This window comes from Rhizobium sp. BR 314, assembly GCF_047445805.1.
GTDB lineage: Bacteria > Pseudomonadota > Alphaproteobacteria > Rhizobiales > Rhizobiaceae > Rhizobium > Rhizobium lusitanum_B.
In genome coordinates this window covers 1-16,944 of the sequence record NZ_JARWLA010000033.1, presented here as the reverse complement: position 1 = coordinate 16,944, position 16,944 = coordinate 1, and the positions used below count along the sequence as shown (strand labels likewise).

General features: G+C 60.9%; 12 protein-coding genes and 1 pseudogene. 7 read left to right on the top strand and 6 right to left on the bottom strand.

The annotated features are described in order from the left end of the window. The first annotated feature begins 59 nt into the window (after positions 1 to 59). The 5 genes from QD461_RS28695 (at position 60) to QD461_RS28675 (ending at position 5,100) form a co-directional block, all read left to right on the top strand. Positions 60 to 551, top strand: a complete 492-nt coding sequence (locus QD461_RS28695; RefSeq protein WP_414090632.1) for a SixA phosphatase family protein — start codon at positions 60 to 62, stop codon at positions 549 to 551. Between the two features lie 125 nt (positions 552 to 676). Next, positions 677 to 2,152 carry a YcjX family protein gene (locus tag QD461_RS28690; protein WP_414090631.1) on the top strand — a complete coding sequence of 492 codons (1,476 nt, stop codon included), beginning with the start codon at positions 677 to 679 and terminating at the stop codon, positions 2,150 to 2,152. Continuing rightward, positions 2,149 to 3,234, top strand: coding sequence for a YcjF family protein (locus QD461_RS28685; RefSeq protein WP_414090630.1), 1,086 nt, complete (start codon positions 2,149 to 2,151; stop codon positions 3,232 to 3,234). Before QD461_RS28690 ends, QD461_RS28685 begins: the two co-directional genes overlap by 4 nt. 104 nt (positions 3,235 to 3,338) lie before the next feature. Further along, entirely contained in the window at positions 3,339 to 3,890 is a 552-nt protein-coding gene (locus QD461_RS28680) for a hypothetical protein (protein WP_414090629.1), read from the top strand. Positions 3,891 to 4,146: 256 nt separating this feature from the next. After that, entirely contained in the window at positions 4,147 to 5,100 is a 954-nt protein-coding gene (locus tag QD461_RS28675; RefSeq protein ID WP_414090628.1) for an IS110 family transposase, read from the top strand. Between the two features lie 27 nt (positions 5,101 to 5,127). On the opposite strand, the gene folK is transcribed toward QD461_RS28675, so the two are convergent. The 3 genes from folK to folP form a co-directional block, all read right to left on the bottom strand. Then, complete coding sequence (gene folK / locus QD461_RS28670) at positions 5,128 to 5,646, bottom strand: 2-amino-4-hydroxy-6-hydroxymethyldihydropteridine diphosphokinase (RefSeq protein WP_414090681.1); 519 nt, start codon at positions 5,644 to 5,646, stop codon at positions 5,128 to 5,130. Then, complete coding sequence (gene folB, locus QD461_RS28665; protein WP_184704081.1) at positions 5,639 to 6,010, bottom strand: dihydroneopterin aldolase; 372 nt, start codon at positions 6,008 to 6,010, stop codon at positions 5,639 to 5,641. The genes folK and folB overlap by 8 nt, the downstream gene beginning before the upstream one ends. Before the next feature lie 64 nt (positions 6,011 to 6,074). Continuing rightward, positions 6,075 to 6,944, bottom strand: coding sequence for a dihydropteroate synthase (folP, locus tag QD461_RS28660; protein ID WP_414090627.1), 870 nt, complete (start codon positions 6,942 to 6,944; stop codon positions 6,075 to 6,077). A 92-nt stretch (positions 6,945 to 7,036) separates the two neighbouring features. On the opposite strand from folP, the gene QD461_RS28655 reads away from it, so the two are divergent. Next, on the top strand, positions 7,037 to 7,657 hold the full coding sequence (locus tag QD461_RS28655; RefSeq protein WP_414090680.1) for a DUF922 domain-containing Zn-dependent protease: 621 nt from the start codon (positions 7,037 to 7,039) through the stop codon (positions 7,655 to 7,657). A gap of 456 nt (positions 7,658 to 8,113) precedes the next feature. Here QD461_RS28655 and QD461_RS28650 read toward each other — a convergent pair whose 3' ends face one another. Both QD461_RS28650 and QD461_RS28645 read right to left on the bottom strand, forming a co-directional pair. Next, positions 8,114 to 8,434 carry a 2Fe-2S iron-sulfur cluster-binding protein gene (locus QD461_RS28650; RefSeq protein WP_414090626.1) on the bottom strand — a complete coding sequence of 107 codons (321 nt, stop codon included), beginning with the start codon at positions 8,432 to 8,434 and terminating at the stop codon, positions 8,114 to 8,116. Between the two features lie 144 nt (positions 8,435 to 8,578). Further along, positions 8,579 to 8,947 carry an Hpt domain-containing protein gene (locus QD461_RS28645; protein WP_184704073.1) on the bottom strand — a complete coding sequence of 123 codons (369 nt, stop codon included), beginning with the start codon at positions 8,945 to 8,947 and terminating at the stop codon, positions 8,579 to 8,581. A gap of 494 nt (positions 8,948 to 9,441) precedes the next feature. Between QD461_RS28645 and QD461_RS28640 the strand changes: the two genes are divergently transcribed. After that, complete coding sequence (locus QD461_RS28640) at positions 9,442 to 16,632, top strand: hypothetical protein (RefSeq protein WP_414090625.1); 7,191 nt, start codon at positions 9,442 to 9,444, stop codon at positions 16,630 to 16,632. A 163-nt stretch (positions 16,633 to 16,795) separates the two neighbouring features. On the opposite strand, the pseudogene QD461_RS28635 reads toward QD461_RS28640, so the two are convergent. Then, positions 16,796 to 16,944, bottom strand: a pseudogene (locus tag QD461_RS28635) (IS5/IS1182 family transposase); the annotation flags it as partial.

Below are 16,944 nucleotides of genomic sequence, written 5' to 3'. Positions count from 1 at the left end.
TGACGGCATAGGCGAAGAGACGCTACCTGATTATCGAAATCGAGCTCCGGAATTTCATCATGACCCGCATCTTGCCGCCGCCATCGAGGATCTATCTCCTGCGTCATGCCGAGGCCCAGCGCGCCGCACCCGGACAAAAGGATTTCGATCGCCCGCTGAACGACAATGGCTACGCTGCAGCCGAAATCGTCGCCGATGAAGCTGCAGAAAAAGGTTACAAGCCGGAGCTGATCATTTCGTCGACTGCGCTGCGTTGCCGCCAGACTACGGAGGCTATACGGCGGATCGTCAGCCCCTCCACCGAATTCCGTTTCGTCGATGCGATCTACAATGGAACGCTCGATATCTACCTCTCTCTCATCGCATCGCAGAACGGCCGCCAATCCGTGATGCTGGTGGCGCATAATCCGACTATCGAACAAACGCTGGAGGCCCTGATCGGCCATGAGGCGCTGGGACGAACGCTTCCGCATGGCTTTCCGACAGCAGGCCTTGCTGTGGTCGATGCGACGACATCCGGCTGGTCGCTGACGGATTTCATCACCGAATAGAGATAGCACCGGGCGCAGAAACGCCGTCCTGCACCGAGCAGGTGCAGCATTGCCGATCGCTCATCTTTTCTGCGCAAGCTTTACTTCCTATATTCCCGGTCACGCTGCCACCCAGGGATCCCGCCTTGTCGCCAAGCCTGACCTCCTTCACAGACGACGCTCTCATCGCCTTCGACAATCTTGCGGATCGTGCCGCCGGGCTCGTCAACCCGACAATTCGGCTGGGAGTGACCGGCCTGTCGCGTTCCGGCAAGACCGTATTCATCTCGTCGCTCGTGCACAATCTGCTGAATGGCGGCCGCCTGCCGCTGTTCGAACCGGTGCAGTCCGGCCGTGTTTCGGCTGTTCGGCTTGAGCCCCAACCTGATGATGCCGTGCCGCGCTTTCAATACGAGGATCATATCCGCGCGCTGGTCAAGGAGCGCATATGGCCGGATTCGACCCGCGCGATCTCCGAACTGCGCATCACACTCGACTATCAAAGCGCCAGTGGCTGGAACCGGCTGTTTTCCCCCGGCCGACTTTCCATTGACATCGTCGACTATCCGGGTGAATGGCTGCTCGACCTGCCGCTGCTAGGCAAGGATTTCCGCACGTTCAGCGAGGAAACCCTCGCTCTGGCGAATACCGGCATCCGCGCCGAACTATCGCATCACTGGCTGGAGACAACCATAAGGGCCGATATCCTCGCGCCGGCCGACGAAATGGCTGCACGGGACCTTGCCACTGCCTTTGCCGATTATCTGAAGGCCTGCAAATCCGACGAGCGCTCGCTGTCGACGCTGCCGCCCGGTCGCTTCCTTTTGCCCGGCGATCTCGATGGTTCGCCCGCCCTCACCTTCGCACCGCTGAAACTTCCGGCAGAAGGCGCCGCGCCAAAGGGTTCGCTCTGGGCGATGATGGAGCGCCGCTACGAGGCCTACAAATCGGTCGTGGTCAAACCCTTCTTTCGCGAACACTTCGCCCGCCTCGACCGCCAGATCGTTCTCGTCGATGCATTGCAGGCCATCAATCGCGGTCCGGAAGCCGTGCAGGATCTCGAACGCGCACTGACGGATGTGCTTGCCTGCTTTCGTCCCGGCAATAATTCCCTGCTTTCGTCGCTGCTCGGCCGGCGCATCGACCGCGTGCTGGTGGCAGCCACCAAGGCCGACCACCTCCATCACGAAAGCCACGACCGGCTGGAGACCTTGACCCGCCGTCTCGTCGAGCGCGCCATCGAGCGGATCGGCATGGCGGGTGCCGGCATCGAAGTCATGGCAATCGCCTCCGTGCGCGCCACACGCGAGGCGACGGTCACGCGCGACGGTGAGACGCTTCCCGTCATCGTCGGCACGCCGATGGACAGGGAAACGATTGCCGGCGAGACTTTCGACGGCAACCGCAAGACGGCCGTATTCCCCGGCGACCTCCCCACCAGTCCGCATTGGCTGTTCGAAGCCCTTGAATCGGATGGGGCGAAGGTCCACTTGCCGGAGGTGAATGTCATCCGCTTCCGCCCGCCGGAGCTAGACGAAGCCAATGGTGGCATCAAACTGTCTGTGCCGCACATTCGGCTCGACCGCGCCATGCAGTTCCTGTTCGGAGACCGTCTCGCATGACGAAGCCGACCGCAAACGAACCCGGCGGGACCGCCCGCCGCCCGGCAGCCTTTGCGCTAGACCCGAGCGAAACGAGCGCCAAGGCCCCCCCCGAAACCGTACGCCGCAAGCCGCAGAGCTTCGATACGGAAATCGTACTCACCCCGGATGAGGAAGATCCGTTCCTCAATCCGGCCCTCGACCCGGCATTTGCCGGAACCGCTGAGGCAAAACCGCGCCGCCGCGGCTTTTCCTTCGGCAAGGTTGCCTTAAGCGCGCTCGGCATTCTCATATCGCTTGCCTTCGGCCTCTGGACTGATCAGCTCATCCGCAATCTGTTCAGCCGCGCCGACTGGCTCGGCTATACGGCCCTTGCCGCGGTCGCTATCGGCATTCTCGCCGTGCTCGCGATCGTCGTGAGGGAAACGGCGGGCATGATGCGGCTCGCCGCCGTGCAGACGATCAAGGCCGAGGCGGAAGCAGCCGTATTGGAGACGCGACCGGCGCGAGCGAAAGCCTTGGTGAAGCGCCTCTGCGTCATTCTCGAGGCCAATCCTGAAACAGCGAGGGGCCGCGCAACGCTGAAGGCGGCAGAGGATGACATCATCGATGCGCCGCAGCTGATCGACCTCGCGGAGCGCGAGCTCCTCGGCCCTCTCGACCGGCGCGCAAGGGCACTCATCCTCGGTGCATCAAAGCGCGTCTCGGTCGTTACGGCCGTCAGCCCCCGTGCGCTCGTCGACATCCTCTACGTTCTCTATGAGGCGGCCAAACTGGTGCGCGCCATGGCGGAACTCTATGGCGGAAGACCAGGCACGCTCGGAATGGTCAGGCTGGTGCGTGATGTGCTCGCCCATTTGGCCGTCACCGGGTCGATCGCGGTCGGTGATAGCATCGTTCAGCAACTGATCGGCCATGGTCTTGCGTCCAAGCTCTCGGCGCGACTCGGCGAAGGCGTCGTCAACGGCATGATGACGGCACGAATCGGAATCGCGGCCATGGATCTGTGCAGGCCGCTCGCCTTCAAGGCGCTCAAGCGACCCGGCATTGCCGACTTCGCCGGTGATCTCACACCGAATGTAACCGGCCGTTCCACAACGTAAACGCTTGCGAAGCCGGCCTTGCAAGGCGCAAGAAACCAAGCATTAACCATTATCAGGCAAAAGTGAGTACCAGTTTTACGGTTCCGCCTCGCTAGGGAATGCCCATGTTTTCGCGTCAATTTCTTCTTGTAAGCAGCCTCGCCGCCGCGACCCTCACCGCCGGTGTTTGCGTGCACTCTGCCGAAGCGGCTCCCCGCGACAAGGCATTCTTCCAGTCGGTCGCCGGCTCGTGGAATGGTCCGGGGGAAATCGTCGCCGGCAAATACAAGGGTACGAAGTTCACCTGCAGCCTCACGGGCAAAGCAATCGATGGCAGCGGCGCCGGCGTGAAGCTCGACGGCACCTGCCGCGTCGGCGTCTTCCAACAGCCGATGTCGGCGGAGATTACGCAAAGCGGCGGCTCTTATTCCGGCAAATTCTTGGATGGCGCAGCCGGAAAGGGCCTCGACGTCACTTCCGGCACGGTCAATGACGGCACGGTGGTTCTCGGCCTCAACCGACAGAAACTGAACGGCGCCATGATCGCCCGGGTTTCTGACAGCAAATCGATGAACGTCACGATCTCGGTCAAGGTCGGAGAGCAGATGGTACCGGTTATCGGCGTCACTCTGAAGCGTGCCGATGTGGACCCGATAGCGGTGGGATCGATCCAGTAATTAGGGCGCACAGCACCATGGTCGAAGGCCGGCTATTTGCCGGCCTTATACATTGCGAGGCCGGTGCATTCTATGATGCACCGGCCTCGTTTGTCATTGGGGTGATCGCAGCACCGTGATGACGATGCGTATAGTGGTTGGTCCTTGCCGGGCCTGAACTTTCGTTCGTAAAAATGCAGAACCCTGTGCGCATTTCGAGGCTTCGTCGAACCGTTGAGAGAGCTACGCGCTCGCGTATATGGGAGACTACAGCCTCATGACCTATACTAGTCGTTTTATCGGCATCGACATATCGAAATCGTCGTTCGACATCTGCGTGCTTCCCGACAGACACTCGGCAAGCTTCTCCAACGATACTGACGGCATTGCCCGGTTCATCGCCTTGCTCGCGCGGCTGGATGGCGTCGAACGCCTGGTTCTGGAGCCGACAGGCGGTTACGAGCGATCCGTCGTGGATGCCCTACTGGCCGCTCATCTGCCGGTCGCCAAGGTCAATGCCAAGCAGATCAGACAGTTCGCGCGTGCCTGCGGCCAGCTGTCGAAAACCGACACGATCGATGCATTCGTCCTGGCCGACTATGCCAGACGTATGGAAACCAAGGTTCTCATGGCACCCTCACCGGCACAGGCGAGGCTGTTCGATCTGGTGTCGCGCTACAGGCAGCTGTCGCATATGATCGTCCAGGAAAAGAACCGGCGCGAGAAGCTCGGCGCTCGGACCGATGCCAGGGCAAGGGCGTGGATCGAGGAGACGCTTGCGTTCCTGCTGCAGCAGCGCCAGTCGGTGGTCGATGCAATGGAGGCTTGCCTCACGTCGGACAAAGACCTTGCTGGCAAGGCGCATGTTCTCATGTCCCTCAAGGGCATCGGCCTGCGAACCGCATGCTTCCTGATCGCCGGGCTGATGGACAAGGGGCTGATGGACAAGGGGCAAATCGCCAAGCTGGTCGGTGTTGCACCGGTCAACCGCGACAGTGGCCTGATGCGCGGCAAGCGGATGATCGCAGGCGGTCAAAAGCCGGTGCGAGACGCTCTCTACATTGCCGCCTTACCGGCCATCCGCTTCGATCCCCGCATGAAGGCCGTCTTCGAGGGCCTAAAGACCAAAGGCAAACCCGCAAAGGTCGCTCTCGTCGCTGTCATGCGCAGGATGATCATCATCCTCAACGCGAGAATGCGCGATCATCGGGCAACGGTGCTTGACGCCTAACACCGTTGCTTTTTCGTTCATCCTCGTTCAGGCCGACCGCCACCACTCCTGGCTCTGATCGGCGACTTCAATTCCCTCAATCTCGACGTCCTGGAGCCACTCATTGATGGCCCGGCCTCCGACCACGAGATCCCCGGCAAAATCGGCAAGCGGCATCAGCACAAAGCCACGCTCGGTCATGCGCGGATGCGGAATGATGAGCAACGGCTCGGCTTGCACCAGATCATCATAAGTCAGGATATCGATATCGATCGTGCGCGGTCCCCAACGCTCGATCCGGACCCGCTTCATTTGACGTTCGATGTCGAGACAGACGTCGAGCAATGCTTCCGGTGTAAGCGTGGTATCGATTGCCGTGCAAGAATTATAAAAGAAGGATTGATCCGTCTTGCCCCATGGCGGCGTGCGATAGAGCCGCGACACCGCAATCACATGGCAATCGTCGCGCGCATCGATGGCACGCAAGGCAAGCGTCATTGCCCGCACCGGATTATCAAGATTGCCGCCCAGACCGAGCGTCGCACGCATCGCAGTACCTTCAGGCAAAGTGCTCAACGCTCACCTGTACGTAATCGAGAACGCCGGGCACTGGGGCATTGGGCTTGCGCACCGTGATCTTAGCCCGGCGAATGCTGGGGAAACGCCGGCACAGCTCCTTCGCCACATCGAGCGCCAAAGCCTCGATCAGATATCGGCGGCGACCGGTAACGATTTCCTCGATAACCGTGAAGGCGATGCCGTAGTTGACGGTATCGTCGATCGAATCGCGCTCTAACGCGTCGCCGGCCTCCACATCGAGTTCGGCATCGACAAAGAAGCGCTGTCCGAGGAATTCTTCCTCGTCATGCACACCGTGTCGGGCAAAGAATGCGCAATTCTGTAGAGTAATAGTATATGTCACAGCGCTCATGGCGTCCCTCCGTTTCGAACAGGCACGACGGCGTCCGAAAACCGTTCCCTATCATGTTTCGGGATCATGCTTTAAGTCTCGCGCGCGTCCTGAGAATAGCATCAGCAACCGCCAGCGCGTCTCTGTTGATTGCGACATTGTGCACGCGGAACAGGGCAGCTCCCTGCAAACGCAATATCGCGCTTGTCGCCGCCGTACCCGCATCTCGATCCCCCGCATCGCGCCCGGTGATCGTACCGACAAACCGCTTGCGCGACGTGCCAACCAGAAGAGGCAGCTCGAACCGGAGCAGCGCATTGAAACGCGCCATCAGCTCGAGATTTTCCTCGGCGCTTTCCTTGGCAAAGCCGAAACCGGGATCGAGCACGATATTCTGCCTGCTGACGCCCGCCGCGGCTGCAATGTCGAGCGAGCGATTGAGGAACAGCAATTGGTCGTCGATTACATCGGGAAGCTTCTGCCGGTCGCGGCCGGTATGCATGATGCATAGCCCCGCTCCTGTCTGCGCCGCCAAGTCAGCGATATCAGGCTCTCGTTGCAGCCCGAAGACATCGTTGACGATATGCGCTCCCGCGCCGATCGCCAGCCGGGCCGTATCGGCGCGGTAAGTGTCGACCGAAATCAATGCGTCGGTCTTGCCGCGCAATGCCTCAATGACGGGCAGCACCCGCCCCTGCTCCTCGCTGGCGCTAACGGCATCAGCGCCCGGCTTAGTCGATTCGCCGCCGATATCGATAATGGCAGCTCCGTCCTCGACGCAGGCGAGCGCATGGGAAACAGCTGCATCGACAGCTTCATAATGCCCGCCGTCGGAAAAGGAATCCGGCGTCGCATTGACGATCGCCATGATCAGGCTCTGCTTGCCGACCTCGATGCTGCGGCCATGTGCGACATGCCAGATGTGGCTGCGAAGCTCCGTCAAGAACTGTCCCATCCCATTGAAAATGAAAAAACCTTGCGCTTGATATTGCGCTCACAGTGGCTATGCCGCAAGGTTCGCCGAAGTTCAACATGGTAGCGACACGAATGCCGCTTGCATCCCAAAAGTTCAGTATTTCGTGTGCATTGCTGCTCGCGTTGTGCCTGCCTGAAATAGCCAAGGCCGAAGTAGTCGCCCGCAAATCCATTTCCTATTTCGACATCAAGGGCCGCACCGCCGACGAAATCGACGCGTCGCTGAACCAGCGCGGTCCGCTTGCGATGGGCTCCAGCAGCCATCATCCGGGCGCCACCAAAATTCGCTTCGGCGGCAACGCGACCTATAGCGAGGCGAAGGGCCGCTGCTACATCTCGGGCGTCAAGGTCACGGTCGACACCGAGATCATCCTGCCACGCTGGCGTGACAGGCGCGGTGCAAACAAGCAGCTGTCGATGATCTGGGATACGCTGACGGCCGACATTCGTCGCCATGAAGACCGGCACGTCGAGATCGCCCGTCAGCATGCGCGACAGATGGAACAGCAGATCCTGGCGCTGCCGCCGGCGACCGATTGCGACACGCTTCAGGAACGGGCAAACGAGGTCACCGCAAGAGAAACAGATCGGCATGATGCCGATCAGGCGCGCTTCGATCGCGTCGAGGCGATCAACTTCCAGAGCCGTATGCGGAGACTGCTCTATTATCGCAGCCGGCAGAATAGCCAATAATTCATCTGCGAGAGCTTCATCCCTGTGGGAATGATGATCGGAAGCCCGCCCTCTGTGGGAAAACCGCCACTATATCTGTGAATCGTCCCGTTTTTTCGTTCTTTGAACTTTACGAGAATCTGAAATAGGTTTTTTCTATCAAGCATAGAGATAGATGTACCAACTGATTCTAAAGAGCGGACAATATCTCGAAACGGAACGATTTTTGAGTGCCTGCGCCGTCAGGTTATCTCAGTGTTCGGCGCAGTCTGGGGTTTGTTTTTCAAAGCATGCGCTAAGTGTTCTCCTGGCGCGTCCTGAAGCCGCAGGTGTTTCCTCCCTTGCCTGTGGTGATGCGCCCGCCTCGCCTCGCTCGCTGCACCAGCTGAGCGGGGCATCTTTTTGGTACGGGCGCCAACCTCAGTATCCGACAGACCGGCAGGAAAAACACTGGCAGCCAATCAGCGCCGGAAAATCTCAGGCTTGACGTTCCGGCACATGGACGACGAGCCCGTCAAAGGCAGCCTTCATCCGGATCTGACAGGACAAGCGCGAGTTCGGGCGAACGTCGAAGGCGAAGTCGAGCATGTCTTCTTCCATCGCCTCGGGGCTGCCGACCTTCTCCGTCCATTCCTCATCGACATAGACATGACAGGTGGCACAGGCGCACGCGCCGCCGCATTCGGCTTCGATGCCCGGAACGGAGTTGCGCACGGCATTCTCCATTACGGTGGATCCGTTGTCGACATCGAGGTCAAAGCGTGTGCCGTCGAAGGCGACGATGGTCAGTTTGGTCATGTCAGTGAATTCCGAAATTCGTGAATGAAGAACGATCCTGAATTTTACTTCCAACAAATCGTCTAGCCAGTCAACATTTGCGCCGCCGAAACGGTTTTGCCCGTCTGGCGGCGCAAGCATTTACTGATTGCCGGAGCGAAGGCTTCAGCGTGACAATTTGAGGATGAAGTTCTCTGCCTCGATCACCGAGGTGGTGACAGCCGCCATTTGAGCGGCGTCGCTTCCATTCCTTTCGAGCGCAGCAGCGGCATCCGCGACGCGGAACGCACCGACGGCGCTCGCCGCACCTGTCAGCTTGTGGGACGCGGCATGAATACGCTTGGCGTCGCCGCTGCCGATCTCCTGCAGACAGGAACGAGCCTGCCGGGCGAACATCTGCAGCACCTCGACTTCGAGTGCCTTGTCGCCCATCGTCTGTTTTCCGAGATGAACAAGATCGATTGCCTTCGTCTGCGCGGGGGTCGGTCCCCGCGAGTTATCCGGAGATTCAAATGCAATATTCGATGCTGCCATGTGCCAACGCTCCCGTCCTTTATCTATTACTATATTAGCGACCCGCCCTATACTTGCGGCCTGGGCATGGCCATCGAGTTAAATTTTGGCACATTGAGGGCGTAAAACTCGAGACATGGTTAACGTGCATTAAACATGCTCAAAATCTTGGATTTTCATGACGTTGAACGTGCAAAGAGGGTTAACGTGACCCTAACGATCCACTGTATTTAAGGTGGAATTAATTGTCATGACTGGGGGAATGTGTCACTACGATACTGGTGAAATGGGTAGATGGCACATGCCTTTGCCCAGGAAGTGGATGATGGTAATGTTTTCATAACATCCGTTTGAAAAACCAGTTATCCACTCTGAAATGTAATGGGAATTCCAATACCGGTTTCGACCGGAGGCGGAGCCCCCCACGGGAGGCAGGGTTCGTCTTTTCCGGACGCGGCGGAATTACCGGAAACGACACGGCAGGCCCGAGTGAGTTTGTAACGAGGCGTAACCGCATGGCGAACAAGAAGTACATCGAGTCGGTCGAGGACAAAGCCTTCCAGGCGTTGGACGAAGCATTGCAGATCGATTTCAGTGACGAGAACTTGGAGTCTCGCAGCGGCCCTGCGCCTGATGTCCCGGAGCGAAAAGTGTCTGAGCCGCCAAAACAGCCGATCAAGCAGACCATGGACGATGCCGCTCGCAAGACCGCCGGCGCACGCAGCGCAGCCGCCCCGGCCGCATCGCCCCGCTCCGCCGAGGCGCCAAAGAGCCCTAACCTGGCAGCCGCCAACGACGGCAACCGGGCAAGCCCCGCCAGCATCCTGAAGGCGCTCGACGGCGGCTCGCAGAGCCATGCTGTCCGCAACGCGACGATCTTCTCGCTGTTCTGGATCATCGGTGGCGCCGGCCTCGCCTTCCTTCTTTATGGAGAGCAGATCCGCAACATTCGCTCGATTGCCGATCTAGCGGCCCTCCCCGGTGTCATCGCCTGCATTGTCGGCGTCGTCGTTCCGGTTTTGCTGTTCTACGCCTTCGGCATGATGATTTCGCGAGCGCATGACATGCGCAATGCCGCGCGCTCCATGGCAGAAGTCGCCCTGCGCCTCGTCGAACCCGAAACCGTTGCCTCCGAGCGCATCATGACGGTCGGTCAGGCCGTTCGTCGCGAAGTATCCGCGATGAACGAAGGCATCGAGCGGACCATCGCACGCGCCACCGAACTGGAAACCCTCGTCCATTCGGAAGTCAACGCGCTCGAACGCAGCTACGCCGACAACGAATTGCGTGTCCGCGGTCTCGTCCACGAACTCGGTACCGAGCGGGACGCGATCGTCAACCACGCCGAGCGGATCCGTTCGTCGATCGCAGGCGTTCACGATCAGATCAAGGAAGACCTGTCGCTTGCGACCGAAGAGATCGCGGTGCGCCTCTCCACCTCAGGCGAAGCCTTTGCCTCCATGATCGATACGCGCGCTGCGGCGCTGATGGAGAAGTCGGATTCTGCCGTCCAGGCGCTCGGAACCCTGCTTTCGGCCAAGACCGACAGCCTCCTGCAGAACCTCAACGCTTCCGGCCTGGCGCTCAGCCATGAATTCGACTCCCGATTGGATGCGCTGTCATCGACGCTGAGCGAGCGCGGCAGGGAACTGCTCGGCCAGTTCGAGACCCGCGCATCCACGCTCGACGCGAACACGGAAAAGCTGAACAACGCGCTCAACGATCGTGCCCGCCAGCTGAACGAAACGCTGGTCGCACGCACCCGCGAAATCAGCGAGAGCCTGACGGGCGGCGAACGCTCCATCACCGGCACACTGGATAATGTTCTTGCCAAGCTCAATTCGTCCCTCGACGAAAAGGGCGCGAGCTTTCGCCAGAGCCTGCAGTCGACGGCCGACGATGCCATCATGGACATCGACCTGCGCTCCGGCTTCTTCGATGAACGCTTCCAGTCGACGATCGCGCAGCTTTCGACGACTTTCGACGAACGCGTCTCGGAATTCACCTCGGCCTTCGACAAGCGCGCCGGCACGCTGGACAGCAAGCTTTCGGAAAGCCTCGCCCGCATCAATCAATCGCTCGGCAGCAACTCCGAGGCTCTCGAAGGCATTCTGACTTCAAGCATCGAGCGTCTCGGCTCGTCCCTCACGGATCAGTCCTTTGCTCTCGCAACCACCCTTGCCACCGGCCAGGAAGTGCTGGAAAGCGCAATCGGTTCCAGAGCCGGGGAAATCACTTCTGCGCTCCAAAACGCCACCAGCGGAATTTCGTCAGCCCTCAGCTCCGGCACAGGCGAGTTGCATTCCGCGCTGTCGACCCACGCAAACACTTTCACCAATGCTGTGCAGGGTGTGACCCGGGACGTCACCACCGCGCTTCAGAGCGGCACCGAAGAACTCACGACGGCCTTCACGGGCCGCGCCGCCGAGATCAACGACACGCTCTCTTCGCGCACCAGCGAAATCACGCAGGCGCTGGGTTCTGCCCATGAGCGCATCGACGCCGTCATGGCCTCGCGCAGCAGCGCATTGTTCGGCGCTTTGGCCGACAATCAGTCGCGCTTCGAGAAGACGCTCGCCGAGCGTTCCGAAGGTATCGTCAGCGCCGTCAGCGGCTCGCATGAGCATCTGACTGCCGCGCTCGATGAGCGCACCTCGATGCTGGCGATCTCACTGGCCGAAAACCAGCTTCGCCTGGAAAATACGCTGGCGAGCCGCTCCGATGCCATCACCGGCGTACTCGCCGATACCCATGGCAAGATCGCCGATACGCTAGACGATAAGACGATGGCGCTTGCCATCGCCCTCTCCGAAAGCCAGTCGCGGCTGGAGGATACGGTCTCCGGACATGCCGAGCAGGTGGCCGGCACCCTGGATGAAAAGACCAAGGCCATCGCCCGCGCTCTTGCGGAAGGTCAGGCCCGTCTTGAAAGCACCGTTTCCAGTCACGCGGAAAGCGTCACGAATGCGCTCGACGACCGTACCATGGCGTTGGCGATCGCTCTCTCCGAAAGCCAGGCTCGCCTCGAAGACACCGTTTCCGGCCATGCCGAGCGCGTCACCGAGACATTGGACGGCAAGACCGGAGCGCTGGCGCGCGCCCTCTCCGAAGGTCAGGCTCGCCTGGAAAGCACCGTGTCCGGCCATGCGGAAAGTGTGACCAATGCGCTTGACGACAGGACGATGGCCCTGGCGATCGCACTCTCTGAAAACCAGGCGCGTCTTGAAGAAGCCGTCTCCGGTCACGCAGAGCGCATCGCAGCAACGCTCGACGGCAAGACCGGAGCTCTGGCTCGCGCCCTTGCCGAAGGGCAGGCACGCCTGGAGAGCACCGTTTCCGGACATGCGGAAAGCGTAACCAACGCGCTCGACGACCGTACAATGGCGCTGGCGATCGCTCTCTCCGAAAGCCAGGCTCGCCTCGAGGAAACCGTCTCCGGCCACGCCGAGCGCGTCGCCGATACACTGGATGGCAAAACCGGCGCCCTCGCCGCAGCTCTCACCAGCGGACAGAGCCGCCTTGAGGAGACGCTTTCCAATCGCGCCGAAGAGATCATCCGGGCGTTTGCCGGCAATCATGCCGCCCTGGCCAATGCGCTCGACGACAGGACGATGGCCTTGGCCGTCGCACTGGCCGAGAGCCAGGCTCGCCTGGAAAGCACCGTCTCCAGTCACACCGAAAGCGTTACAAACACGTTGGACGACAAGACGATGGCGCTTGCCATTGCTCTTTCGGAAACCCAATCCCGCCTTGAAGACACCGTTTCCGGCCATGCCGAGCGCGTCGCCGATACACTGGACGGCAAGACCAGAGCGCTCTCGGATGTTCTGACGAACGGCCAATCCCGCCTTGAGGCGACGCTTGCCAATCGCGCCGAAGCCATCGCCAGCGCATTTACCAACAACCATGCTGCCCTGGCCGATGCTCTGGACGACAAGGCGATGGCACTCGCCATTTCGCTCTCCGATACCCAGTCGCGCCTCGAAGACACGCTTTCGAGCCGGTTGGACGCGCTTTCCAGCACCGTGGCCGGAACCCACGACAAGATCGTCAACAGCCTCGACGACAGAACGATGGCGCTGGCAATCTCGCTCTCGGAAAACCAGGCGAAGCTCGAGGAAACTCTGGCCAACAGCGCTCGGACCATCGCAAACACGGTAACCAGCGGCCACGACGCGCTAACCAATACGCTCGATGACAAGAGCATGGCTTTCGCGATCTCTCTCGCCGAAAACCAGAACCGCTTCGAAAGCGCTCTGGAATCGCGCGCCAACGCCCTGCTCGACAGCGTCTCAGGCGCTGAAGCACGCGTCGCAGGCGCCTTTGGCGACAATGCGGATGCCATTCGCGCTGCCTACTCCGAAAATCAGGATCGCCTCGATCGCTCGCTTGTCGCCCACACGGAATCCCTTTCCGGATTGCTCGGCAGTAACGCCGATCGGATGGAAAATGTTCTTGGCAACACGACGCGCCAGCTTGAAAATACGCTTGGTACGGGCCTGTCCGAAATGGATCAGAACCTTGCCTCTGCCTACGAGCGCATGCGCTCCACTTTGGAGGATCGCAGCAACGCGATCAGCCTGACGCTTCGCGATGCCCATGCCCAGATCGACAATACGCTGCTTGAGCAGACCACCAACATCGGTACGTCGATCGCAACCAGCGCCAGCATGTTGGAAATGTCTCTCGAAGACCGCGAAGCCTCGCTGCGCCAGACGATCGACAACAGTGCCAAGATCCTCGAAGAGCGTCTGAACAGCGGTGCCGGCAATATCGCCGGCCGCATTCAGCAGGCCGCGGGTGATATCGCTCGCTCGGCCGATACCTTCTCGTCCAACCTCAATCAGTCGATCGACGGCATGAACAGCCGCTTCGCTGAAACTGGCTCGCGTGTCGAGGCAAGCCTTTCTGCCCTCGAAAACCGCATCCATGAGGGAGTGTCCGGTGTCACCGCCCAGGTCGACGCGTCCGGCAACCGCCTCTCGGACACGTTGGCAACCGGCTCGGCCCGAATCGACAGCAGCGGCAACGAGGCTGCGGCTCGGATCGAAGAGCGCCTGGCCACTATGGATCGTGCCCTCAATCTCGGTCTCGAAGCCGTCAACCGCACGATCGAAGGCAAGGCTGCCAACCTCGCGACGACACTGCGCACTGCCGTTGCCGATGCAGCTCAGGGCATGGACAGCGAGGCGACCCGCACGGCCGACCTGCTTGCCCAGACCGGCCAGCAGTTTGCCGAAAACCTTGGCACCCGCAGCGATGCCTTCACCCGCGCCATGACAGAACGCTCCGACGACCTCGTCAGCCGCGTCTCGGAAACGCAGAACCGGCTGGCAAGCCAGGCGGCTGCGGTTGCGCAGACCTTCTCAGAGGCCGGCAACGCGATCGTCAACAAGGTTGCGGAAGCAGAAGGCCTCGTCAGCAACCAGGTCAACACGATCTCACAGGCCCTTTCTTCAGCCGAGCAGTCGCTGGAAGCCCGTGGCGCAGCCATCCGCAATACGCTTGCCGGCGGCAGCGAACAGATCGCCTCCACCATGTCTCAGGTCGAGCGTGCCCTCGAAGAGCGCAGCACGGCTATTCGTAGCTCGCTGGAAGACCGTGCCCGCGAGATCGACGCCACACTCGCCGATGTCGACAATGCACTGGAAGCACGCGGCTCCTCGATCCGCACGTCGCTCGACGAACGCACCCGCGAACTGAACTCGATGTTGGCCGGACGCTCCACCGAACTGTCTCGCCTGATCGACGAGAAGGCGCGCCCGATCGTCGACCGCTATGCAGCAACCGGCCAGGAAGCGGCAGCGCTCATCACGGCGGCGGCGCAGGAAAGCACGGAGCGCCTGCGCGCCGAAAACGCCGCTCTGATCAATGCCATCGCATCGCGCACCGAGCATGCAGTCGGCACCGTCAGCGCGCTGGAAAACAACCTGCTCGCTAGCGTCAACGGCATCATCGCCCGTCTTGCGGAAAATAACTCCGCTATCACCGGCCTGCTCTCCAATGCTGCAGCCGAGTTCGCAAGCGTCGACGATCGTCTCAGCGCAACATCGGCACGCTTCGCCGACTCCGCTGCAAAGGCCGGCGAGATGGTTTCGGCTTCCAGCCGTCTCCTCGAAGGCAAGGTCGACAAGCTGTCTGAGATCACCGGCCAGACCCTGTCGCAAGTCGGCAGCATCGTCGGCCGCTTCGACGACCACTCCAAGGTACTGACACAGGCCTCCCATCTCCTTGGTGCCGCCCAGTCGAACCTCGTATCGACGCTGGAAGAACGCGAGACGGCGCTGCAGAATCTGGCCGTCGGCCTCGTTCAGCGCTCGGAAGAGATCGAGAACACCATGCGCGCCCTCGGCTCCATGGTGGAAACCGCCTTCGATCGCGCCGAACAGCGTTCGAACCAGGTCACCGGCAATCTGCGCCAGAGCGTGCAGTCTTCCTTCGCGGACATCGGCCGCGTTCTCTCCGACGCCGAGAAGCGTGCCGAGGATGCAGCGGAAAACATGCGCGGCTCTCTCCAGAAGGCCGGCGAGGAAGCAAGCCAGGCGATGGAAAGCAGCTTCGCCAACGCCGAGCGCCGCTCCAACGATCTCACCAACCGCCTGCGCGGTGGCTTGACCTCCTCTCTGTCGGAAGTCGAGCGGATGTTTGCCGAAGCCGGCAAGACCTCCGACGGTGCCGCCGAACAACTTCGCGAAACCCTGCGTGTCGCAGTCGATGACGCGATCGGCCGCTTCGCCGGCGCCACAGACGAGATCCGTCGTTCGGCCGGCGATATCCGTCGCGAACTCGACCTGACCCGCAGCGAGCTGAAGCGCGGCGCATTCGATCTGCCGGAAGAAGCCAAGGAAAGCGCCGCTGCCATGCGTCGCGCCGTGGCGGAACAGATCAAGGCGCTGCAGGACATCTCGCAGATCGTCGGCCGTTCGACGCAGCAGCTGGAAATCTCAGAACCCGCAGCACGCGCCCTGGCAAATGCACAGCCGGCACCGCGCCCGCAGCCCGCAGCAGCCCCCGCACCGGTGGCCGCCGCTCCCGCCCCGAGGCCGCAGCAGCCYGCTCCTCAGCCTCAGCCGGCACCGCAGCAGAGCGTCCAGCAACCGGCGCCGCAGCCGCAGCAGCCTTCGATCGAGACGCTCGGTCTTCGCGGTTCGATCCCTGTCGAACGCCCGGCCGTCCAGCCGCAGCGCCCTACTGAAACGCCCGCACCTGCCCGCCAGGAAACGGCAGCCGGCGGCGGCTGGATCAGCGACTTGCTGCGCGGCGCCTCTCGCGACGAGAACGCAGATCTGCCGCCTGCGCGTCAGGCCGCGCCGCGTGCCCAGGTTGAACAGCCAGCCGCTCCGGCAGCTCGCAACCCGCGTCACGTCGTCGAGTCGCTGAACTCGCTGTCAGTCGATATCGCTCGCGCCATCGATCATGACGCCTCGGTCGACCTGTGGCGCCGTTATCAGCGCGGTGAACGTGACGTGTTCACCCGTCGTCTCTACACGCTGAAGGGCCAGCAGACCTTCGACGAAATCAAGCGCAAGTACGACCGCGAGCCAGAATTCCGCACAGCAGTCGATCGCTACATCGCCGATTTCGAAAAGCTGCTTGCCGACGTTGCCCGCACAGATCGCGATCGCACCGTCACGCAATCCTATCTCACCTCGGATACCGGCAAGGTCTACACTATGTTGGCCCATGCCGCGGGCCGGTTGAGCTAGGATCCGGACAAACAAGGATACTGAAAATCCCCGGCTAAACGCCGGGGATTTTGATTCCAGGCAATCGTGCGTTTGATGATATGAAAAAAAGGCGCCCCGAAACAGCCCGTGTGGAAACGTTTGGAGGCTCCGGTTTGACCGGAGCCTCTTTTGGTTTCTGGGTCTATGCGGGCTTTGATGTCATGTTTATGGTGGGCATGATGTTGTAGGCGAGCACGGAGAGGGCCATTTCGGTTCTGGTGCCCTTGAGGTTTCTGGTCAAGAAGCGTCCGCCTGCCATCATCCGTTTGATGGTGCCGAACGGATGTTCTG